This is a genomic window from Paraburkholderia sp. BL18I3N2 (genome assembly GCF_003001875.1).
GTDB lineage: Bacteria > Pseudomonadota > Gammaproteobacteria > Burkholderiales > Burkholderiaceae > Paraburkholderia > Paraburkholderia phytofirmans.
In genome coordinates, this window is record NZ_PVNC01000001.1 from 795,084 (window position 1) to 817,285 (window position 22,202).

Sequence of the window (22,202 nt, forward strand, 5' to 3'; positions counted from 1 at the left end):
CCGCGCCGTCGCCGTTCACACGGTAGAAGGCCGTCACGCGCAGCGTTGGCGTGACTCGCGCGGCTCTTTCACTTTCAGGAGGAAGCATGTCTAGCCGTACAGCGACGGCCCTGTGGACGCAGCGGTTCCAGCGTCCGAGCGACTCGAATATGAGCCTGCAAGGGCAGATCCGCCAGATGCTGGTGGCCGCGATTCTGGACGGCCAGCTGCCGCCGCAGACCGCGTTGCCGTCGAGCCGGGAACTGGCCGATCAACTGAGCGTCGCGAGAAATACGGTCGTGCTGGCGTACCAGCAACTCGTGGAGGAGGGCTATCTGATTTCGCGCGAGCGCAGCGGGCACTTCGTCAATCCGGCGATGCTGGAGGGACGCCACGGCTTCAAAGCGGCGCAGACGGTGCCCGGCAGTGAGCAGGAGCACGCGCCCGCGCGCCCCGATTGGGCTCAGCGTGTGCAGCGGCGGCCGTCCGCGCAGCGCAACATCGTCAAGCCGGGCAACTGGCAGGATTACGAATTTCCCTTTATCTATGGGCAATTCGACCAGTCGCTCTTTCCGACCAACGACTGGCGCGAGTGCTGTATGAAGGCGCTGTCGGTGATGGAGATTCGCAACTGGGCACCCGACCTGATCGGCCGCGACGACGACACGCTGATCCAGCAGATCCGCACGCGCGTGCTGCCGCGCCGCGGCGTGTTTGCGATGCCTGACGAGATCGTCATCACGATCGGCTGTCAGCAGGCGTTATATCTGGTCGCCGATCTGCTCGCGCGTGAGCGCACCACGGTAGGTTTCGAAAATCCGGGCTATCCGGACGCGCGCAATATCTTCGAGAACCGCAACGCGGAACTGATACCGCTGCCGGTCGACGAAGGCGGCGTGCGCCCGGTCGAAGACGCGCACCTGTTCGCCCAATGCGACTACGTGTACGTGACGCCGAGCCACCAATGCCCGACCACGGCTACGATGCCGATCGAACGCCGGCATGCATTACTGGAACTCGCGCAGAAGCACGACTTCGTGCTGATCGAAGACGACTACGAAAGCGAAAACAATTTCTCGGGCCTGCCGCATCCGGCGCTCAAGAGTCTGGACAAGGCCGACCGCGTGATCTACATCGGCAGTCTGTCCAAGACGTTCGCGCCCGGCTTGCGGCTCGGCTATATCGTCGGTCCACGCGAACTGGTGCAGGAATTGCGCGCGTTGCGCCGGCTCATGGTGCGGCATCCGGCGGCCTACATTCAACGCGCGTTCGCGACGTTTCTCTCGCTCGGTCATCACGACGCACTGCTGCGCCGGCTGGCCCACGCTTATCGCGAGCGCGCGCTGGCGCTGATGGCGGCGCTTGATACCCACATGCCCGAAGCGCGCCACATTCCGATTACGGGTGGGGCCTCATGCTGGGTGCAAGGTCCGCCCTGGCTCGACGCCGTGCGTCTTGCAGACGACGCCGAACAGCACGGCATTCTGATCGAATTGGGCGGCGTGTTCTTCATGGACGGACTGGAGCAGAAGAACTGCTTCCGGATGGGCTTTTCGGCGATCAAGCTCGACAAGATCGACGCCGGCGTGCGCCTGCTGGCCGAACTCGTGCGCAAGCAGAAGCCCGCGCTTTAACCACGTCCGAAGTCAAAGACGTGCGTTAAGAGCGCCAGCGCATCAGAAGGTTGCCGCGAGTTCCCTGGCGGCTTCCTGAAGACGCGGCACGAATTCGAGCGCGCGCGAGAGCGGTGCGCGCGAGACCGGCGCATGCACGGCGATCGCCGCGATACAGGTGCCGTTCTCATCGATCACCGGCGCCGCTACGCACACGATGCCGGCGAGAAACTCCTCGTTATCGATCGCAATACGCTTGTGCGCGGTGCGGTCGAGTTCCGCCTCCAGCAGTTCCGGATCGGTGATGGTGTTCTGCGTGAAGCGTTCGAGCTTCAACGCGCGCACGAGCGCCGAGCGCTGTTCGCGCGGCAGCATGGAGAGCAGCAGTTTGCCGCTCGCGCTGCAATACGCGGGGACGTGCGAACCGGGTTTGAGATCGAGGCGCAACGGCCACGGCGCTTCCATGCGGTCGAGGTACAGCACCTCGGTCTCGTGCAGCATGGTGAGATTGCAGGTCTCGCCGAGATCGGCCACCAGACGCGCGAGGATCGCATGACGCAGGCGCCGCGCGCCGGAATGCATCACCACACCCAACGCAAGCTGCGCGAGCCGCGGTCCGATCACATACGCGTTCTTCTGGCCGGGCTCGCGGATCACGAGCCCGCCCGCCTCGAGCGAAGCGAGCATGCGATGCAGCGACGCCTTGGGCAGCGCGACGTCTTGCGCGATGTCGGCAAGCGAAACCGGGCCGTCCGAGTTGACGAGGTGTTCGAGCAACGCAAACGCGCGCAGCGTCGGAGTATCCGCTTTGGTCATGCCTGCCGTTCCGGAAAATGGATCGGCGTCATTGTACAACCCGGCCTCAGGCCCCCCGGCCTTGGCGCTGCGGGCTGGGGACTCCCCCGTGTCTAACGGTTCGCTCATGGGAAAGGCCTCAGCGCTCATGGTGCGGATGTTCCGTGGAAGGGCCGGCGGATAACAGCGGAGCCAGCTTCAACGCCGCGTCCTTGAGTTTCGGCACGGCCTTGATGAGGTCGTTCAGACTCGCGCGCGCGGTCGGCGCGTGAATCGCCAGCGCGGCCAGCACATGCCCGGCGGTGGCATCGCGCACCGGCACCGCAACCGCCACCATGCCGCGCACCAGCTCCTCGTTGTCGATGCCGATTCCGCGCGCGGCGAGCCGGTCGAGTTCCGCTTCGAGCAGATTCAGTTCCGTCAGCGTGCCTTGCGTTCTGCGCTCCAGCGTCAGCCGCGCGAGCACGAGACGACGCTCCGCCGGCGGCATCTGCGACAGGAACAGCTTGCCGCTTGCGGTGCAGTGCAACGGCACGCGCGTGCCGGGCTGCAGATGCAGCCGCAGCGGTTCAGTGGTCTCCACGCGTTCGAGATAGAGGACGGTGTCGCGGTCCAGCGCGGTGAGATTGCAGGTTTCGCCGAGCGCGTCCACCAGCGAGCGCAGCAGCGAACGGCAGGCGCGCCCGAAGGTGTTGTTGGATAGCGTGGTGAGCGCGAGCTGCGCCGCTTTCGGACCCAGCGTGATGCCACGGTCGGTGCCGCGCGAGTCGGGCAGATGCGTCACGTAGCCCTGCGCTTCGAGCGATTCGATCAGCCGCATCAGCGTGGCCTTGGGAATATGCAGGCGCAGCGAGAGTTGCGAAAGCGAGAACGGCTGTCCCGCGCCCGCGAGCTGCTCGAGCACGGCCAACGCGCGCAGCGCCCGTGAATCCTCGGCGAGAGGTTCACCGCTTGGGGACGAGCAAAGTGCTTGCATACGCTTCCTGCTGTCGATCAGGGGCTGTCCAGCGTCCGCGTACGCCGCGCGGGCCGGCCGGTCATTTCCAAAAGTGAAACAAAAAACGCAGTTTCTGTTTCAGATGAGCCGATAGTAGCGGGAATTTCTTGATCAGGAAACGGGCTGAACATAAATTTCAACGAAACATACCGTTTTTTATAAAACATGCAGGAGACAGGTCACATGGCAGACCGATTCGACTTCGTCGTCGTCGGCGCGGGATCCGCGGGTTGCGTGCTGGCGAACCGGCTTTCCGAAGGCGGCCGCTACTCGGTGTGTCTACTCGAAGCCGGCCCCGCCGACCGCTTCATGTGGATTCATATCCCCATCGGCTATGGCAAGACGATGTTTCACCCGGTCTACAACTGGGGCTTCTATACCGATCCCGATCCGAACATGCACAATCGCCGGCTCTATTGGCCGCGTGGCCGCACGCTGGGCGGCAGCAGCTCGATCAACGGTCTGATCTATGTGCGCGGACAACTGGACGATTACGACAACTGGGCGCGGCTCGGCAATCGCGGCTGGAGCTGGCAAGACTGCCTGCCGTATTTCAAACGGCTGGAGCATAACGAACTGGGCGAAGGGCCAACGCGTGGTGTCGGCGGACCGCTGTGGGCCTCGACGATCAAGCAGCGCCACGAACTGGTCGATGCGTTTATCGCGGCGTCGAACTCGTTAGGCGTGGCAAGCATCGACGACTTCAATACGGGCGATCAGGAAGGCGTCGGCTACTACCAGCTGACCACGCGCCGCGGGTTTCGCTGCTCAACGGCGGTTGCTTATCTCAAACCCGCGCGGCAGCGCCAGAACCTGCACGTGGAAACCGACGCGATGGCCACGAAGATTCTTTTCGAAGGCACCCGCGCCTGTGGCGTGCAGTACCGGCAGCACGGCGAGTTGCGCGAAGTGCGCGCCAATCGCGAAGTGATCCTGACTGCCGGTGCATTGCAGTCCCCGCAATTGCTGCAACTGTCCGGCGTGGGACCGGCCGCGCTGCTGCGCGAGTTCGGCATTCCCGTGGTGGCGAATCGCGCGGGCGTCGGCGAGAATTTGCAGGACCATCTGCAAATCCGTCTGATCTATGAAGTGACGAAGCCGATCACGACCAACGATCAACTGCGTTCATGGACGGGCCGCGCGAAGATGGGCCTGCAATGGGCGCTGATGCGCAGCGGCCCGCTCGCGGTCGGTATCAACCAGGGCGGTATGTTCTGTCGCGCTCTGCCGGAGGAATCGGCGACACCGGATATCCAGTTCCATTTCTCGACGTTGTCGGCGGATTCCGCGGGCGGCAACGTCCACGACTTTCCCGGCTGCACGTACTCGATCTGTCAGTTGCGACCGGAATCGCGCGGCGCGGTGCGCATTCGCAGTGCCGATCCGCGTGAGGCGCCGTCAATTCAGCCCAACTATCTGGACACTGATCTGGACCGGCGCACGACCATCGCCGGCGTGCGCTTCGCACGCCGCGTCGCGGCTGCGCAACCGATGGCCGGGCTAATGAAACGCGAGGTGCGGCCCGGCGCGGACGCGCAGACCGACGACGAACTGCTCGAATTCTGCCGCGAGTACGGACAGACAATTTTCCATCCATCTGGTACAGCGAAGATGGGACCGGCGGGCGATCCGCTCGCGGTGGTCGATGAACGTTTGCGCGTGTACGGCACGCAGGGGCTGCGCGTGGTCGATTGCTCGATCATGCCGACGCTCGTGTCGGGCAATACGAATGTGCCGATCGTGATGGTGGCTGAAAAAGCGTCGGACATGATTCTGCACGACGCAAGCGGCGTCGATCGAGGTGTGGCGACGACGCCCACGGCGAAAGTGGCCGCTTGATCCAGCAAATGAAGTAGCAGGTGCAAAACGACGGCGGGCGATGTCCGCCGCAATACGCAGTCACGGGCCGTCCGGCAAATGGACGTTGCGTGATCTGCACATAAACCGCCCCGGAGGAGACAACTGGGGTTATCGGCTAGGCACACGTGTCGATACGCGCGGCATGGCCGTCCATTGAGGAGCTGCTGCTATGGCAATCGATCCCCGCGCTGTCCGGCGCGTTGCGTTCGCCAGTGTGATCGGCGCAACCGTCGAATGGTATGACTTTTTTCTTTACGGCGTGGTCGCCGGCATCGTATTCAACAAGCTCTATTTTCCGGCCAGCGATCCGCTCGTATCGACGCTGCTCGCCTATTCGACCTTTGCGGTCGGCTTCGTGACGCGGCCTTTGGGCGGCGTGATATTCGGCCACTTCGGCGATCGGATCGGGCGTAAATCGGCGTTGATTCTGACGCTCATCATCATGGGGATCTCGACGGCGGGCGTCGCCTTCGTTCCCACTTACGCGCAGATCGGCATCTGGGCGCCGATTCTGTTGTTGTCGCTGCGCGTGCTGCAGGGCATCGGGCTCGGCGGCGAATGGGGCGGCGCGGTGTTGATGGCGTATGAATACGCGCCGCCTGAAAAGCGCGGCCTGTACGCAAGCCTGCCGCAGATCGGTTTGTCGATCGGACTCTGTCTCGCATCGGGGATGGTGGCCGCGCTCTCACGCTTGCTGCCCGAAACGGCGTTCCTGTCGTGGGGCTGGCGGATCGCGTTCGGCGCATCGCTCGGTCTCGTTCTGATTGGCCTGTACATTCGCGCCAAAGTGATGGAGACGCCCGAATTCCTCGCGCTCAAGCGCAACCGGCGCGAAGCGAAGATTCCGTTCGTCGACATGATCACGCGCTATCGCGGCGCCGTGGTGCTCGGCATGGGAGCGCGTTATATCGACGGCGTGTTCTTCAATATCTTCGCCGTGTTCTCGATCGGTTACCTCACGCAGCACGTGTCGATGAGCCGCACCGACGCCTTGCTCGGCGTGATGATCGCGGCCGGCGTAATGTGCCTTTTTATCCCGCTGTTCGGCAGCATGTCGGATAAGCTCGGCCGCGCGCGGGTGTATTTCTGGGGCTCGCTGATTTGCGGCGTGTCGGTGTTTCCGGCTTTCTGGCTCATCGAAATGCAGCCGGCCAACACGCTGTTGATCTGGGCGGCCATCGTGGTGCCGTTCGGCATTTTCTACGCGATGGTGTACGGCCCGGAGGCGGCATTGTTTGCCGAACTGTTCGACGCCGAAGTGCGCTATACGGGTATCTCGTTTGTGTATCAGTTCTCGGGAATCTTCGCGAGCGGGCTCACGCCGATCATCGCGACGATCCTGATGCGGTTGAATGGCGGTAAACCATGGACTGTGTGCGCGTATGTGCTGTTCTCGGCTTTGATATCGGCGCTGTCGGTGCGCGCGATAGAGAGGAGGCGGGTGGGCGCGTTTGATTCGGTGGTGCATGCGCGGTCTTGATTCTGTACCCGCTTTGAATCGCAGAAGCGCGGCGCGTGACGCACAGCGCGCCGCGAAGCCTGCACCGTCGCGCACGCTGCTAAACCACCGTGGCTTCGAGCGGCGTCATTCCCGAAACGTCTTCGCCGTCTCCTCCGCCGCGTGGCGCAAATCAGGCACAAACGCGAGCAGATCGTCGAGCGTGACTCTGCCCACCGGCGCCTGCACGGCAATCGCCGCGCAGGCGCGATTGCGATCCAGCATCACCGGCACGGCAATCGCGATCAGCCCTTGCAGATGTTCCTGGTTGTTGATCGCGAGCAACCGCCGCCGCGTGGTGGTCAATTCCTTGCGCAATGCGTCGCGATCGGTGATTGTCCGTTCCGAATAACCACGCAAGGGCAGTGTCTCGATCACGCGTTCGCGCCGGTCCTTCGGCAGAAAGCTCAGCAGAAGCTTGCCGCTCGCAGAGCAGTGCAGTGGCACATGGGAACCTGGCTGCAAATGCATGCGTAGCGGCCACTCGGTTTCGACACGATCCACGTAAACCACATCGTTGCCCGACAGCATGGTCAGATTGCAGGTCTCGCCGATTTTCGCCACCAGCTGTTCCAGCAGCACATGACGCGCGGCGGCCGGTCCCGCATGCATCAACACATTGACCGCGAGCATGCGCACGCGTGGCGAACATTCGTAAAGCCGATCGCCCGCGCCGCGTGTGACGAGCCACGCATCCATCAATTGCACGAGGATGCGGTGAACGGTCTGCTTGGGCAGACCGAGCGCATTGACAAGCTCCGTCATCGAAAGCGGGCTGCCCGCTTCGGCAAGCGTTTCGAGTACGCGAAATGCGCGCACTGCAGCTGCATTCGACTGATTTGACGTCGACATCCCACTCCCTCGCAGCGTATTCACACCGTTGATTTTGCATCGACTTGATTGCTTTTCGGGACTATGGAAAGTACCGAATTTTGCGTTTTCCGATGCTGGCGAACTCACTGCAATGGATAGCTCGAAAAACGGGACTTCGCCACAAGCGCGGCTGGCTAGATTGATAGCACTGCAATCAATCTATTCACGCGGAGCGAACCCATATGAACGTCAGGGCCACAGGAGCCGAAATCGCGGGCCACCATGCGGACGGCGAAGCCGAGCGCATCGTCGCCACGCTCGTTGCGAAGGCGCGCGCGGCGCAGCGCGCTTTCGAGCAGGCAGGACAGCAGGCGCTCGACACCGCCGCCGATGCCGCCGCGTGGGCCATCATGGAGCCCGAGCGCAACCGGCAACTGGCGGAACGCGCGGTGCACGACACGGGCCTCGGCAACGCCGACGACAAGTTCCGCAAGAACTATCGTAAAACGCTCGGCCTGCTGCGCGATCTGCACGGGCAAAAGACCACCGGCGTGATCGCAGAAGACAAAGCAAGCGGCCTCGTCGAGATCGCGCGCGCGGTCGGCGTGGTGGCAGCCATCACGCCGTCGACCAATCCGGCGGCGACGCCGGCCAACAAGATCATCAACGCGCTCAAATGCGGCAATGCAGTAATCGTCGCGCCGTCCCCCAAAGGTTACTCGTCTTGCGCGCTGTTGATCGAGTTCATTCACGCGCAATTCGCGAAGGCCGGTATCGATCCCGACCTCGTGCAGATGCTGCCCGCGCCGATCAGCAAGGCGGCGACCGCTGCGTTGATGCGGCAGTGCGATCTGGTCGTCGCCACCGGTTCTCAGGCGAACGTGCGCATGGCGTACACGAGCGGCACGCCTGCGTTCGGTGTGGGCGCGGGCAATGTGGCGTCGATCGTCACGGCGTCCGCGGATTTGCATGATGCGGCGCGCAAGATCCTGCGCTCGAAGACCTTCGACAACGCGACGAGCTGTTCGTCCGAAAACAGCATCGTGATCGAAGACGCCATCTATCAGCCGATGCTGGCCGAACTGACCGCGTGCGGCGGCGTACTCCTCGACGCCGCGCAGAAGGCCCGGCTGCAGGCGGCGATGTGGGTCAACGGCAAGCTCTCGGAACAGTGCACCGCTAAATCCGCTGAGGTGATCGCGCGCGTGGCGGGTCTGGACGACGTGGCCGCGCGTCATCCCGCCTTCCTGATGGTGGAAGAGAGCGGCGCGGGCAGCGACTATCCGTTCTCCGGCGAGAAACTCGCACCGGTCCTCACCGTGTACCGCGCCGCCGACTTCGATGCCGCTGCGGAAGTCGTACGCAGCATCTACGCATACATGGGCGCGGGCCATTCGGTCGGATTGCATTCGAGCGATGCCGCGCAAGCGGTCCAGCTCGGCGTGACGTTGCCCGTCGCGCGCGTGATCGTGAATCAGGCGCATTGCCTTGCCACCGGCGGCAACTTCGATAACGGCTTGCCGTTTTCGCTGTCGATGGGCTGTGGCACGTGGGGCGGCAACAACTTCTCGGGCAATCTGGGGTTCCGCCACTATCTGAACACCACGCGGGTCGCCTATCCCATCGAAGAGCGTGTGCCGGAAACGGACGAATTGCTCGGCGACTTCTTCGCGAGGTACGGCCGATGAACACACCCGCCACCCTTCGCGCGCTGATCGACGAGCGCGCCGCGCAGCATCCGGACAAGCCTTTCCTGCTCGCCGCACTCGACGACGATGAAACGCCGGTCCCCGATCGGCGCGCAACCGTCCTGACGTTTCGCGAATTGCGCGACGACTGCCGCGCGTTGGAGGCACGCTTCCGGGAAGCGGGTCTGCAACCGGGCGAAGTCATTTCCGTGTTCATGGGCAACGGCATTCAGACGGCTCGTCTGCTGCTCGCGGCCATGTATAGCGGACTCGTTGCCAATCCGCTCAATCTGCTGTGCCAGCCCTCACAGGTGCGCTATATCGTCGATCATTCCGATACGCGGATGATCTTCGCCGCGAGTGACACGCAGGCGGTGATCGGCGCAGCAGTCGCCGAATTGCGCGCTGCCGGGCTGGCGCGCGAGATCGCACTGATCCAGACCGAACCGGAGGATGCCGAACCGCCTTCGCTGGCGAAGCATGAACCTGCGTTAGTCGAAGCCGCGGCACATGGCGCGAGCGCTGCCGCGGCGCCGGCGCTCGCGAAGCGCGGCGGCGCGCCGCGGCCTGTGACGGACCGCGCAACGGCCCACGAACCGGCAGCCGACGATGTCGCGTTGCTGATGTACACCTCGGGCACCACGGGCACGCCCAAAGGCGTTCTGCTGACGCATCGCAACTTGGTGGCGAACGCACGCAACATCAGCGCCGAACACCGGCTCACATCCGACGATCGCGTGCTCGCGTCATTGCCGCTTTATCACATCAACGGTCTGGTCGTGACGCTGCTCGCGCCGCTGTTTCATGGCGGCTCGGCGGTCATGACGCCGCGCTTCTCCGCCCGCACGTTCTGGCGCGACGTCGCGCTGCATGCCTGCACGTGGATCAACGTGGTGCCGACGATCGTCGCGTATCTGCTCAACGCCGACGAAGCCTGCACCTACGATCTGTCGGCGCTGAAGTTTTGCCGCAGCGCGTCGGCCGCATTGCCCGCCGATCATCATCGCGCGTTCGAGGCGCGCTTCGGGATCGGCGTGATCGAAACCATGGGCATGACGGAAACCGCCGCGCCGGTTTTCAGCAACCCGTACGAAATGGAGCGGCGGCGCGTCGGCAGCATCGGCCTGCCTTCGGGTGCCGAGGCGAAAGTGATCGATCGTGAAGGGCGCGAGTGCGCCGCCAACGAATGCGGCGAACTGGTGTTGCGCGGCGAGCAGGTGATGGGCGGCTATTACAAGCGGCCCGAAGAGACAGCCGCTGCCTTTACGCCGGACGGCTGGCTGCGCACCGGCGACCTCGGTTATCGCGACGCGGACGGCTACTTCTACATCAACGGTCGCGCGAAGGAGCTGATCATCAAAGGCGGCGAAAACATTGCGCCGCGCGAAATCGACGAAGCGTTGTTGCGTCATCCCGATGTGCTGGATGCCGCGGCGGTCGGCGTGCCCGACCCGGCCTACGGCCAGGAGATTGTCGCCTTCGTGGTGCCGCGCACGAGCGACGGCCGCGGCGCGCCCGATCCGGCCGATCTGCGCGAGCACTGCTTGCGCGAACTCGGACGCTACAAGACACCGAAAGAGTTTCGCTTCGTCGATGAACTGCCGCGCGGACCTTCCGGCAAGGTGCAGCGGCTCAAGCTGGTGCCGACCTGACGCGGCGCCGCTCGCGAGCAGGCACGGCGCGGGCGGAGACGCAACTCAGTCGCAGTGCGGTAGATCGGGTGGCCGCTCACGGCCATCGTCGATGCGCAGTAGAGATCGATACATACAATAGAAAGGAGACAGCATGGAAACGCGTATCCGGCGTGTCAAGACACGCCATATCATCCTGGCGGTCATGTGCCTGATGTACTTCATCTCGTACATCGATCGCGTGAACATTGCGGTCGCCGGTCCATTGATTCGTCACGAAATGGGCCTTACGACCGTTCAACTCGGGCTGGTGTTCTCGGCCTTTGCTTATCCGTATGCGGCAATGCAGATCATCGGCGGCTGGCTCGCCGACAAGTACGGGCCGAAACTGGTGCTCACCGTGCTGTCGCTGATCTGGGGCGTGGCCACGCTCGCCACGGGTTTCGCGGGCAGCGTCACCATGCTGGTCGTGATGCGCTTCGCGCTCGGCATCGGCGAAGGCGGCGCGTTTCCTACCGCGACGCGCGCCTTCACCTACTGGATGCCGGTGGCGGAGCGCGGTTTCGCGCAAGGCATCACGCACAGTTTCGCGCGTCTGGGCGGCGCGATCACGCCGCCGCTGGTGCTGGCCGTGGTGGCGACCGGCGGCTGGCGCGACGCGTTCGTCCTGCTCGGCATCGCGAGCCTCGCGTGGACCGTGCTCTATCTCTTCGTGTTCACCAATTCGCCGGAACAGAACCGGCGCATCACGCCCGAGGAAACCGCGGAAATCGGCTATCGCGCCGGCGATTGCGACCGCGCCAAACATGCGGCCACGCCGTGGCGCAAGCTGGTGCGCCGCATGTGGCTCGTCACGTTCGTCGACTTCTGCTATGGCTGGCTGTTGTGGGTTTATCTGACGTGGCTGCCGTCCTATCTGCGCGAGTCGCGTGGATTCGATCTCAAGCAACTGGCGCTCTTCACCGCGCTGCCGCTGCTGGCTGGGGTGATCGGCGACACGCTCGGCGGCGTCGTGTCGGACAAGCTCTACAAGCTCACGGGCCGCTTGCGTTTTGCGCGCTGTACGGTGCTGGTGGTGGGCATGGGCGGTTCGCTGGTGTTTCTGCTGCCGATGGTGTCCGCCACCGATCCGCTCACGGCCGTGTGGTTCCTGTCGGCTTCGTTCTTCTTCCTCGAAATCACCAACCCGGTGTTGTGGACGTTGCCGCTCGACATCGCCGGCAAGTATGCGGGCACGGCCGGCGGCATGATGAACACGGGCTTCGGTGTCGCGGGGATGGTGTCGCCGGTGGTGTTCGGCTATCTGATCGAGAAGACCGGCAGCTACAACGTGCCGTTCAATATCTCCGCGGGCCTGCTCGCGGTCGGCATCGTGGCGGCGCTTTTTATCGACACCAACAAGACCGTCGAAGCCGATGAGGAGCGCGAGCGCGCCGCAGGCGTCGAGTTGGGCGGCATGCCGTCTTTCTTGCATGCGGGCGCGGGTGTGAGGCTGGAGCGCCATCACTTGCGTCGGCCGTTGCGTTGGCGCAAGTGATACGAGTGGCGTTAGTGGCGGGAGTAGGGTGAGTTGCGCAATTCACCCGATTCACGCAATTCACGCGAGGCGGGCGCATGGGTGGCGCCCGCCGTTTTCATGTGATGGCCTGCCGGCCTGCGTGTGCAACTCTAAAAAAATTTTAACCTCTCGCCTCTTTTACGATTGATCGGCGCACTCTCTCCGCCCGCGCAGCTGATATCGCGCTCCACTTCTCTCTGTCCCTCCACTGCGCACATCTCGCGCATCAACCGTTGCATCCGCGAACGCCTGTTGACACACAAGCCATTGGCAACACGAGCAGCAATGTGTGACGCGCGTATGACTGCGCGGCCTCGTGACAAAAACATCATCTTGCAATCATCCTGACGTTTCCCTCCGCGCGCCAAACTGGAGTCGTGTCAATAACGACACCGGATTGAAAGGAGGTTCAGATGAAGTTTCGAGAAGTATTTGTGATTGGCCTGCTTGGCGCTCTTTTATCCCCGCTGGCTTTAGCAGACGTGGGGCAGGCGTCTCCCCGCCATGCGCCCGTCAAGCAAGCTGAGAGTTACGGCGGCGTACCGCAAACCACTCTGTCGTCGAGTGCGGCACCGGTGGTCAAACCGGCGCTTCAGGGAAAGACACGCGCTGAAGTTCGCCAGGAGCTGATTCAGGCATACAAGGAAGGTCTCATACCGACGACCGAAGCCGACTATCCGCCGAGCAAACGGACTATCGAGCGCAATAAGGCGCTGTTTGCCGAAACCGGACGTTACCTCGAGTAATCGGCAAACGTGCGTGTTCCTCTCGCCGTTGTCTCTCGCAACAACCCGCGCGCATGCGCGGCATTATTCGACACCCACGGAGTCGCATATGAAAACGATCATCAGTCTTGCCCTGGCTTCGGCCGTATTTATTGCTTCTGCTGTTCAGGCTCAGGGCTTGACACGTGCGGAGGTGAAGCAGCAACTCATCGAGGCACAAGCCAATGGCTTGCACTACGTTACTGAGTCATCCTATCCAGATGTGCATCCGAGTTTCGCCCACAACGTAAAGGCCAAGGCCGCGACACCATCGCCGCAGAGCGACGAAGGCGGCGTGCCGGCAGGATCGCATGAATCTGGCAGCGCGCCGCACGGACACCCGATGCCTGACGGCAATCCGCACTGCGTTGGGCCGGTGAGTTTCTGCAACATCTACGCAGGTTCGTGATGCCGGCTCTTGAGCACGGCGCCGTCGCTGACGTAGTAAGCGAATCTGCCGCGCCCATGCGAGATGATGATGCGAGGGAATTCGTCTGCTCGTCGCGTCAGTCGTTTGGGCGAGCGTGCGTGGGAGCGTCGGCATAGATGCCGTGCTCGCGGAAGGAGCCCCTGTCGCACCGAATTCGCCGCTGTTCTTGTCCATGAGCGAGCGGCCCGTCGCGGGGCCGAACCCGTACCAATGCCCACCCATGGCGCGGTCGAATCGGCACGATAGAACTACTTGAAGACATGTTCCGGGCCTCCACCGGAGCGGCCTGTCCAGCATCAACGACACGGACATCCGACAGAGCGTCTCGTTCGCTCCGTCGCGCAACCGCTCGCTCATAGACCTGTTTCATCAAGCTCATTGACCATCACGCGTACGTGACGGACTTCTCATTTGTCAGTCATGTACACGCACCCTGTGGCCATTAAATTCAGGTAACCGACTTGCGCTGTTTCGAGTGCCTGTCTCATCTTCAGCTTGTACGAAACGTCTGGATACACAATCATCATGAATCTACGCGAACAGTTTGCATCGTTTCCTCGCGACATGTTTGCCGGCACTGTCGTCTTTCTCGTCGCACTTCCGTTGTGTCTCGGCATCGCCAATGCATCCGGCGTCGATCCGTTCGCCGGCCTGCTTTCCGGCATCATCGGCGGCCTTGTCGTCGCGTTGCTGAGCGGTTCGCATCTGAGCGTCAGCGGTCCGGCGGCCGGGCTCGTGGTGATCGTCGTCGACGGGATGACGAGGCTCGGCAGTTTCTCCTCGTTTCTGATAGCGGTTCTGCTGGCGGGCGCCATGCAGTTCGGATTCGGCCTGCTCAAGGCGGGCCGCTTTGCCGCCTATGTGCCGTCTTCCGTCATCAAGGGCATGTTGGCGGCGATCGGCCTGTTGCTCATCATCAAACAGGCGCCGCTCGCGGCAGGCCTGGCCGACGGCAGCGCCAGTGTGACCAGCGGCACGATCGTCACGCCGTTCGGCGCAATGTCCGTGGCCGCATGCGCGATTGCGCTCGTGTCGCTGGCCATTCTCGCCAGTTGGGAAACCAGGGCCGCGCGACGCTTCGCGTTCGTGCGCCATGTGCCCGCGCCGCTGGCGGTCGTATTGTTCGGTATTGCGGTCACGCTGTTGCTCGACTTCGTTGCTCCGGGGTTCGCGCCGCCGCTCGAGCATCGCGTGTCGCTGCCGTCGCTGGCCTCGTTTGCGGCATTGGACAAGGTGTTCAACTGGCCTGAATTGACGCATATGCTGAATCCGGACGTTTGGCGCCTGGCAATGACGATCGCGATCGTCGCGAGTCTGGAAACGCTGCTCTGTCTCGAAGCCGTCGAGCAAATCGATCCGAAGAAACGCCCTGTGCAGCCGGATCGCGAACTCAAGGCGCAGGGCATCGGCAACATCGTGGCCGGTGCGATCGGCGGCCTGCCGATCACGTCCGTGATCGTGCGCAGTTCCGCGAACGTCGAAGCGGGTGCGCAAAGCCGCTGGTCGGCCGTCGTGCATGGCGTATTGCTGCTCGTGAGCGTGTTCGCGCTGACAGCGGTGATCAATCTGATTCCGCTCGCGAGTCTCGCCGCCATTCTGATTTTCACGGGGCTGAAACTCGCCAAACCGTCGATGTTCGCGGATGCCGCCAGACAGGGCTTCGCGCGTTTCGCACCATTCGTCGTTACGATCGCCGCCGTGCTGCTGACCGACCTGTTGATGGGCATCGTGATCGGGATTGCGTGCAGCGTCGCGTTCGCCATTCATGCGCACATGCGGCGGCCAATCACCATGGCGCAGCATGATGACCACTTCCTGCTGTCATTGCGCAAGGACGTGTCGTTTCTCGCGAAGGTCAGCCTCAAGGAACATCTGAAGGCAATTCCCGATCGGGCCACGGTCATACTCGACGGCAGCCGCGCGGATTTCATCGACCCGGACGCGCGCGAACTGATCGATGAATTTGTGAAAAACGCTCCCGCGCGAGGCATTCAGGTCGAGTGTCGGCAGTTGGGGTCAGTTGTCGAGGAGCGCGCCGGATTGCGGGGCTTCGGGGCGTTCCTGCGCAGGCAGTGATCCGCATCGGTGGGGTAGAAGTCGCGCGACATACTCGTTGCGCAAATCGAAGCCGTTCTTGCGGAATTGCCGGGAAAGAATTACGAAGTTTCCCACCGATATAACTCCGTTTCGACGAATTGATCTCTAGCGTGCGCAGCGGTGTCGCGGTAAAACTCTTCGGCGACGACATGACGGTGCTCAGCGACACGGGCGAAAAGATCGCGGCGGCCTTGCAGAAAGTGCCAGGCGCTGCTGAGGTCGAGGTTGAACAAACCAGCGGCTTGCCGGTTCTCACCGTCAACGTGGACCGCTGCAAATTGGCGTCTCCTCATGGTGTTTGTCGTGCAGTTCATCACGTTTAATAATGCTAAGGATGGCTTGCTGGTCTTCACGGGTATTCCATTCGCATTGAGCGGCGGCATGCTGTCACTCTGGTTGAGGGCCATTCCGCCGTCCATCCCCGCGGCAGTCGGGTTCACCGTGCTGTCGCATCGATCTGGCTAGTGAAGACCTCGCCCGCTCAGTTGCTGCGCCGGTTGGGCATTTTTTCGAGGTAGTGGCAATGCGGATTCTGCTGGTGGAAGATGAGCCGAAGACCGGCGCCTATTTGCGAAAGGGCTTGTCTGAGGCGGGATATGTCGTCGATTGGGCACAAGACGGTGTGACGGGCCAGCATCAGGCGGAGACGGGAGACTACGATCTGCTGATCCTCGACGTGATGTTGCCGGGACAGGACGGTTGGACGCTGCTGCAAAACCTGCGCCGCAAACGGTGCACGCCGGTGCTGTTTCTCACCGCGCGCGACGACGTGGGAGACCGCGTCAAAGGCCTGGAGCTCGGCGCCGACGACTACCTGGCGAAGCCGTTCGACTTCGTCGAACTGATCGCGCGCGTGAGGTCGATCCTGCGGCGCGGCAAGCCACGCGAATCCGCGTTGCTGAGGGTCGCCGATCTCGAACTGGATCTGACGCGGCGTAAGGCCACCCGGCAGAACGACGTGATCCTGCTCACCGCCAAGGAATTCACGCTGCTGTGGCTGCTCATGCGCAAGGAAGGGGAAATCCTGCCGCGCGCAACGATCGCGTCGCAAGTGTGGGACATAAACTTCAACAGCGATACGAACGTGGTCGATTCGGCAATCCGGCGACTGCGCTCCAAGATCGACGACGCCTACGAACCCAAGCTCATTCACACCGTGAGAGGCATGGGTTATGTGCTGGAAAACCGCGGCGGCGGCAATTGATCAGGCGCGTGGTGCCACGTACGCTGCGTGCAAGGCTCACTGCTCTCATCATCCTGTCTACGTCGGCGATCCTCGCGCTGAGCGGGCTTGCGCTATATCACGCGCTGCGCAACTGCCTCGAGTCGAGTTCGATCGAGCAGATGTCCGGCACGATGGCGGCGCTACGCACGCATCTGGCCGGGACTCCGACGGTGCATTCCATTGCCGGCAATGCGCAGACGGTGATCGACCGTCTGCGTGGGCATCCGCACATGGCGCTTGCCATTTACGATACAGCGGGCCAGCGCCTGTTGAGTACGGCGGGGTTCAAGCCGTATGCGCCGATTGCGGCAATCGTGCTGCAGGGTGCGCCCGCGGCGCTGGCGCGCGCGGGTTCGAATCTTCGATACCTGGTGCAGAGCGTGGCGCTCAATGGCGGGATCGGACCGCCGGTGCTCGTCGCCATCCAATACGATGGCACTGGCGATAAAGCGCTGTTGCGCGTGTACGCTTACACCACGGTGGCCATCGAAGTATTGGGTGTGCATTTAGCCGCCGTGTTCGCATACGGCATCGCCCTGGTGGGACTGCTGCCGCTGCGCAGGCTGGTGGCCCGGGCAGAGGCGATGTCGACGAGTGGTCTCGCGCAACCACTGCCGGAATTGCATGCGTCGGGCGAGTTGAAGGAACTGGAGCAGGCCTTTAACGGCATGCTCGCGCGGCTCGACGAATCGTTCACACGGCTGAGTCAATTCTCATCCAATCTCGCGCATGATATGCGCACGCCACTCACCAATCTGCTTGCCGCTGCTCAGGTAGCGTTGTCACAGCGTCGCAGCGCGGAGGACTACCGGGACGTCATCGAATCCAGTGTGGACGAGTATCGGCGGCTATCGCGCATGATCGAAGACATGCTGTTCCTCGCACGTTCCGATCAGCCTGATGCGCCCCCGTCCTTGCGTTCACTCAACGCGGTCGCGGAGGCCGAGCGCGTTGCCGGCTACTACGAGACCGTGGCCGAAGATGCGCAGGTCGAGATCAAGGTGACGGGCGAGGGCACGGTGCTGGCCGATCTGCTGCTCTTTCAACGCGCGCTCAGCAACCTGCTCTCGAATGCGCTCGCGCAGGCGCCGCGAGGGACCACGATTACCGTCGACTGCAAGGAGGAGCAGGACTGGACCACGCTGAGCGTGTCGGATTCGGGAGCGGGAATCGAAGCTCGCCATCTCGAACATATATTCCGGCGGTTCTATCGTGTGGACCCTTCGCGGCACGGTTCGGCATCGGGCACAGGGCTGGGCCTTGCCATCGTGAAGTCGATCATGACGAGCCACGGAGGGCAATGCGGCTGCGAAAGCCGGCCACATGTACGCACCTGCTTCTGGCTGCGCTTTCCCAACCATGGTTACTCAAGCCACGGCATGGCGGCGCGCCCAGGACGCGACGCCGCACGCAAAGCGTGAGCACGCCCCGTTCGACGGCAACAGGCGCGCATGCCGCCGGGCGTGGTGGTACCGGCGGCACATGTCGTTATTTCGCTGAGAGCTTGTCATGCTGATCCACTGAAGGCGTCGTTTTATGACCATGCCACGCAATGGCGTGTGTCTGCTTGTTGCGGGCAATCGTCCTGGCGTCTGGCGGGTATTGTGTCTTGCTCGATGGAATCAAGCCGGCGTGTTGCGCTTGAGCCAGTTCCTGTTTCACCTCAGCGCGAGACTTGCCTTGTGCCTGCGCGACATGCGAGGCCGCGCCGAGTATCGTCAGCGCGGCGACTGACAGAGTGAAGAGTCTTGCAGCATTCATGTTGAAATCTCCTGGGTGACGACCGCCGTTTGGCGATTCGTGAGCCCAGTGTGAATCGCCGGCGGTGTGCCATCGTGACCAAAACATGAGAAAAATGTCAGGACATGCGGTAGCAACGAAACGGCAATCGGGCGGCCGGCTGCATGAGATTTTTGTCATATTCGCGTGATGCTGGCAGCGACCTTCGCGGACCAGCATGACTCATCTTTTCCGCGGACGATGAGGCGGCGGCATGCGCGCGTTACTGCAAAGATCCGCCTTGACGGCGATCCCTGCCGCAAGCCTCGCGGCACGTGCAGGCGGCAGTGGCAAGCCGGCGGATGCTGTTAATCCATCGACGTCCACGCATAAGCCGCCATGGACCTCGCACTCGGCGAGCAGATCGACTATGCGGGCCATCGGTGCGGAAATCCGGATCTCCATGTGAAGACGCATCGGTGTCTTTTTCCACGCCGGTAACGCTGCCTGCGCACCGGCCTTCGTTTCGAGAAAAAGAGGCCCAACCGCGCTTTATCCACATTCCAGAACAATCCTCTCCACGCACGGCACTTATTCTCAAGCACCGACTTTTCTAGACTGTCGTCACTGAATTACGAACAGGGCTGTTCGTAGCAGAACAAAGCGAAGTCTGGAGGTCGTCGTCATGAAGTCCCTTATTCAAGCCGTTGTGGTTGCCGCTGTGCTTGCAGCGCCGGTTGCGGTGTTTGCCCAAACGAACTCGCCTGTCACTCGTGCGCAAGTGCGTGCCGAGTTGATTGAACTCGAACAGGCCGGCTATAACCCGGGCCGAGGTGAAGACCCGAACTATCCGGCCGATATTCAGGCCGCCGAAGCACGGGTGGCGGCGCGGCATGCCGCGACGGGTTTCGGCGGCAGCGCGAGCGGTTCGTCGGAGGCGGGACGCGCGCCTGTCTCCAGTTCGGATTGGAATGCGATGTACAACCATCCGTGATGGACGGTGCGGCGCTCGCGTTTCGCGGCGTCGCGTACGCGGCATACGGGTTGATAAGGCTGGCGCCCGTTCCGGAATTTGTCGCCAGTGCCCTCGTCCGCATGTTGAAGCCGATACGCCCGAACCGTTCGCCGCGCGGCGCGCTCTAGCGGTCAACCGTGCGAAATGCATCGTCAAACGCCGCAGGCTCGCTGGTCGACGCGACGCGCCATAAGCGCGGTCCGGTCGTCATTGCCGGCTTGATGACGGTACTGTTGCAATCCCGTCCGTTGCGCCTGCTCGCCGCCGTCTCTCAGGCATGTATGCGCAGCACGTGAAGGAGCGGCGTCCGATGCGGTCGAGGCGGCGTCTCCGATATCGTGACACCCATTCCCCGCCCGTTGGTACGCGGTTTGCTGTCAGCTAAGGGTTTTTATCGCAAGCTGTCACGCCTATGCCCCGAACCCCCGCTACTTGCCAAAGGTGGAGCGCCCGTGAGATCCGGGTATTGCACGAATTGCCGCGCGTGCTGGTCGTCGACGACAACGTCGGTGCGGCCGAAGCGCTCGCGACGTATCTCTCTTATGAAGGCGTCGAAGCTCGCGCCGCCGACGGCTGCGAGCAGGCGCTGCGCTGCGTGCGGGACTGGGTGCCCGACGTGGTGGTGCTCGACATCATGATGCCGGAGCGCGACGGCTATGAAACCGCGAGCGCGCTACGCAGCTATCTGCCGACGCAGAGTCTGGGCATTGTCGCGTTCACATCGCTCGACGAGGATCACGTGAAGGAAACCGGCAAGGCACGTCACAATTTCGACGGTTATTGTCAAAAAGGCACGGCCCCAACGGCGTTGCTCGCGCTGATGCGGAAGCTTTGGCGCGAATAGAGGCGCGGATCGTCGCGCGCGCGACGCCGGACCCTGACGTCAAGCCGGCTCGCTCTCCGCCGGTTCCGCGACGATCTGCTTGAGAATCGCCTCCATCAAGCCCGGAAACCGGGCGTCCAGTTCCGCGCGCCGCAGCGAATTCTGATGCACGGTGCCGGCCACGCGCGTGCGCACGAGACCCGCCTCGCGCAGGATCCGGAAGTGATGGGACACGCTCGACTTCGGGCGTCCGCCGTCGAGTTCGCCGCAGGTGGCCTCGTCGACCGACGCGAGGCGCCGCACGATCTCGAGGCGGACCGGGTCGCTCAGGGCATGAAAGAGCCGCCCGAGCGCGAAATCCTCGGCGGCGGGGTGGTTATAGGTGCGCATCCTGCAAATGATAAAGGTTTCTGCGATACTTCGTTATTCGATGTTTATCGAACTACCGTACAAGCAAGTCCAGAGGAGTTTAGCCTGATGTCCGCATTGTTCCAGCCGTACAAGCTCAAAGACGTTTCCCTGCGCAACCGGATCGCCATTCCGCCGATGTGCCAATACACCGCCGAAGACGGTGTGATCAACGACTGGCACCGCATCCACCTGGCTGGTCTGGCGCGCGGCGGCGCGGGTCTGGTGATCGTCGAGGCGACGGCCGTGTCGCCTGAAGGCCGCATCACCCCGGGTTGTGCGGGCATCTGGACGGACGAGCAGGCGCAGGCGTTCGCGCCGGTCGTGGCGTCGATCAAGGCGGCCGGCTCGGTGCCGGGTATCCAGATCGGCCATGCGGGCCGCAAAGCCAGCGCCAACCGTCCGTGGGAAGGCGACGACCACATCGCCGCCGACGACAGCCGCGGCTGGCAAACCATTGCGCCGTCGGCGATCGCGTTCGGCGGCAATCTGCCGAAGGTGCCGAAAGCCATGACGCTCGACGACATCGCGCGCGTTCGCGAAGATTTCGTCGCCGCCGCGAAGCGTGCGCGCGACGCGGGCTTCGAATGGCTCGAACTGCATTTCGCGCACGGCTATCTCGGCCAGAGCTTCTTTTCGACGCACTCCAACCAGCGCGACGACGCTTACGGCGGCAGCCTGGAGAACCGGAGCCGCTTCCTGCTCGAAACGCTGGCGGCGGTGCGCAAGGTATGGCCGGAGCATCTGCCGTTGACGGCGCGTTTCGGCGTGATCGAGTACGACGGCCGCGACGAGGAAACTCTCGTCGAATCGATCGAACTGGCGAAGAATTTCAAGCGCGAAGGCCTCGACATGCTGAGCGTCAGCGTCGGCTTCTCCACGCCGACGGCGGCGATTCCGTGGGCGCCGGCGTTTCTCGCGCCGATCGCCGAGCGCGTGCGCCGCGAGGCTGGGATTCCGGTTTCGTCGGCGTGGGGTATCGACACGCCGGAACTGGCGGATCGTTCGGTGAAGGACGGGCAACTGGACCTGGTGATGGTCGGCCGTGCGCATCTGGCCGATCCGCACTGGCCGTATCATGCGGCGAAAAAGCTCGGCATCGAGCGTCCGTCGTGGACGTTGCCGGCGCCTTATGCGCATTGGCTGGAACGCTATAAGGTCGCTTGAGCGGCCGAGTTTTCGCGTCCAGTTTGTTGTGCCGATCGCGCCTCCTGGCTCCGGCCGCTTAATGCGCCGGGGCGGGTGGCGCGTTTCATTCTGCTTCCAGGCGAGCGCGCGGTGCCGCGTCC

19 protein-coding genes and 1 pseudogene are annotated in these 22,202 nt (G+C 62.9%); 15 read left to right on the forward strand and 5 right to left on the reverse strand.

Going from position 1 to position 22,202, the window contains the following annotated elements; translation table 11 throughout:
• The first annotated feature begins 86 nt into the window (after positions 1-86).
• On the forward strand, positions 87-1,613 hold the full coding sequence (locus tag B0G75_RS03655; RefSeq protein WP_106300692.1) for a PLP-dependent aminotransferase family protein: 1,527 nt from the start codon (positions 87-89) through the stop codon (positions 1,611-1,613).
• 42 nt (positions 1,614-1,655) lie between these two features.
• On the opposite strand, the gene B0G75_RS03660 is transcribed toward B0G75_RS03655, so the two are convergent.
• A complete protein-coding gene (locus tag B0G75_RS03660; protein ID WP_106300694.1) occupies positions 1,656-2,408 on the reverse strand; it encodes an IclR family transcriptional regulator in 753 nt (250 codons plus the stop codon).
• Between the two features lie 118 nt (positions 2,409-2,526).
• On the reverse strand, positions 2,527-3,363 hold the full coding sequence (locus tag B0G75_RS03665) for an IclR family transcriptional regulator (protein ID WP_106300696.1): 837 nt from the start codon (positions 3,361-3,363) through the stop codon (positions 2,527-2,529).
• A gap of 204 nt (positions 3,364-3,567) precedes the next feature.
• Here B0G75_RS03665 and B0G75_RS03670 point away from each other — a divergent pair, with 204 nt between their 5' ends.
• Together B0G75_RS03670 and B0G75_RS03675 are read left to right on the forward strand one after the other, a co-directional pair.
• Entirely contained in the window at positions 3,568-5,223 is a 1,656-nt protein-coding gene (locus tag B0G75_RS03670) for a GMC family oxidoreductase (protein ID WP_106300698.1), read from the forward strand.
• 190 nt (positions 5,224-5,413) lie between these two features.
• Complete coding sequence (locus B0G75_RS03675) at positions 5,414-6,724, forward strand: MFS transporter (protein WP_106300700.1); 1,311 nt, start codon at positions 5,414-5,416, stop codon at positions 6,722-6,724.
• Between the two features lie 105 nt (positions 6,725-6,829).
• Here B0G75_RS03675 and B0G75_RS03680 read toward each other — a convergent pair whose 3' ends face one another.
• Positions 6,830-7,594 carry an IclR family transcriptional regulator gene (locus B0G75_RS03680; protein WP_106300702.1) on the reverse strand — a complete coding sequence of 255 codons (765 nt, stop codon included), beginning with the start codon at positions 7,592-7,594 and terminating at the stop codon, positions 6,830-6,832.
• Between the two features lie 203 nt (positions 7,595-7,797).
• On the opposite strand from B0G75_RS03680, the gene B0G75_RS03685 reads away from it, so the two are divergent.
• The 9 genes and pseudogenes from B0G75_RS03685 to B0G75_RS03725 all read left to right on the forward strand — a co-directional run bounded on the left by B0G75_RS03685 (position 7,798) and on the right by B0G75_RS03725 (position 18,369).
• Entirely contained in the window at positions 7,798-9,243 is a 1,446-nt protein-coding gene (locus tag B0G75_RS03685; RefSeq protein ID WP_106300704.1) for an aldehyde dehydrogenase family protein, read from the forward strand.
• The gene (locus B0G75_RS03690) at positions 9,240-10,895 is read left to right on the forward strand and encodes an AMP-binding protein (RefSeq protein ID WP_106300706.1); all 1,656 of its coding nucleotides are present in this window, start codon (positions 9,240-9,242) and stop codon (positions 10,893-10,895) included. Before B0G75_RS03685 ends, B0G75_RS03690 begins: the two co-directional genes overlap by 4 nt.
• Positions 10,896-11,028: 133 nt before the next feature.
• Complete coding sequence (locus tag B0G75_RS03695) at positions 11,029-12,411, forward strand: MFS transporter (RefSeq protein WP_106300708.1); 1,383 nt, start codon at positions 11,029-11,031, stop codon at positions 12,409-12,411.
• Positions 12,412-12,845: 434 nt separating this feature from the next.
• Complete coding sequence (locus tag B0G75_RS03700) at positions 12,846-13,178, forward strand: DUF4148 domain-containing protein (protein ID WP_106300710.1); 333 nt, start codon at positions 12,846-12,848, stop codon at positions 13,176-13,178.
• Positions 13,179-13,266: 88 nt separating this feature from the next.
• Entirely contained in the window at positions 13,267-13,605 is a 339-nt protein-coding gene (locus tag B0G75_RS03705; protein WP_106300712.1) for a DUF4148 domain-containing protein, read from the forward strand.
• Positions 13,606-14,151: 546 nt separating this feature from the next.
• A complete protein-coding gene (locus B0G75_RS03710; protein WP_106300714.1) occupies positions 14,152-15,702 on the forward strand; it encodes a SulP family inorganic anion transporter in 1,551 nt (516 codons plus the stop codon).
• Positions 15,703-15,720: 18 nt separating this feature from the next.
• A pseudogene (locus B0G75_RS41140) lies at positions 15,721-16,173 on the forward strand (efflux RND transporter permease subunit); the annotation flags it as partial.
• A 73-nt stretch (positions 16,174-16,246) separates the two neighbouring features.
• Positions 16,247-16,927 carry a heavy metal response regulator transcription factor IrlR gene (irlR, locus tag B0G75_RS03720; protein ID WP_106300716.1) on the forward strand — a complete coding sequence of 227 codons (681 nt, stop codon included), beginning with the start codon at positions 16,247-16,249 and terminating at the stop codon, positions 16,925-16,927.
• The gene (locus B0G75_RS03725; RefSeq protein ID WP_106300718.1) at positions 16,924-18,369 is read left to right on the forward strand and encodes a heavy metal sensor histidine kinase; all 1,446 of its coding nucleotides are present in this window, start codon (positions 16,924-16,926) and stop codon (positions 18,367-18,369) included. Before irlR ends, B0G75_RS03725 begins: the two co-directional genes overlap by 4 nt.
• Positions 18,370-18,436: 67 nt before the next feature.
• On the opposite strand, the gene B0G75_RS41965 is transcribed toward B0G75_RS03725, so the two are convergent.
• Positions 18,437-18,709: a DUF4148 domain-containing protein gene (locus B0G75_RS41965; RefSeq protein WP_106300720.1), complete on the reverse strand. Its 273-nt coding sequence runs from the start codon at positions 18,707-18,709 to the stop codon at positions 18,437-18,439.
• A 643-nt stretch (positions 18,710-19,352) separates the two neighbouring features.
• Between B0G75_RS41965 and B0G75_RS03735 the strand changes: the two genes are divergently transcribed.
• On the forward strand, positions 19,353-19,661 hold the full coding sequence (locus B0G75_RS03735; protein WP_106300722.1) for a DUF4148 domain-containing protein: 309 nt from the start codon (positions 19,353-19,355) through the stop codon (positions 19,659-19,661).
• Between the two features lie 433 nt (positions 19,662-20,094).
• Positions 20,095-20,526 (forward strand): response regulator, encoded by a 432-nt coding sequence (locus tag B0G75_RS03740; RefSeq protein WP_012426285.1) that lies wholly within the window; start codon positions 20,095-20,097, stop codon positions 20,524-20,526.
• Between the two features lie 39 nt (positions 20,527-20,565).
• On the opposite strand, the gene B0G75_RS03745 is transcribed toward B0G75_RS03740, so the two are convergent.
• Positions 20,566-20,895: a helix-turn-helix transcriptional regulator gene (locus B0G75_RS03745; protein WP_106300724.1), complete on the reverse strand. Its 330-nt coding sequence runs from the start codon at positions 20,893-20,895 to the stop codon at positions 20,566-20,568.
• An 87-nt stretch (positions 20,896-20,982) separates the two neighbouring features.
• Between B0G75_RS03745 and B0G75_RS03750 the strand changes: the two genes are divergently transcribed.
• Positions 20,983-22,080, forward strand: a complete 1,098-nt coding sequence (locus B0G75_RS03750) for an NADH:flavin oxidoreductase/NADH oxidase (RefSeq protein ID WP_106300726.1) — start codon at positions 20,983-20,985, stop codon at positions 22,078-22,080.
• Positions 22,081-22,202 lie beyond the last annotated feature (122 nt).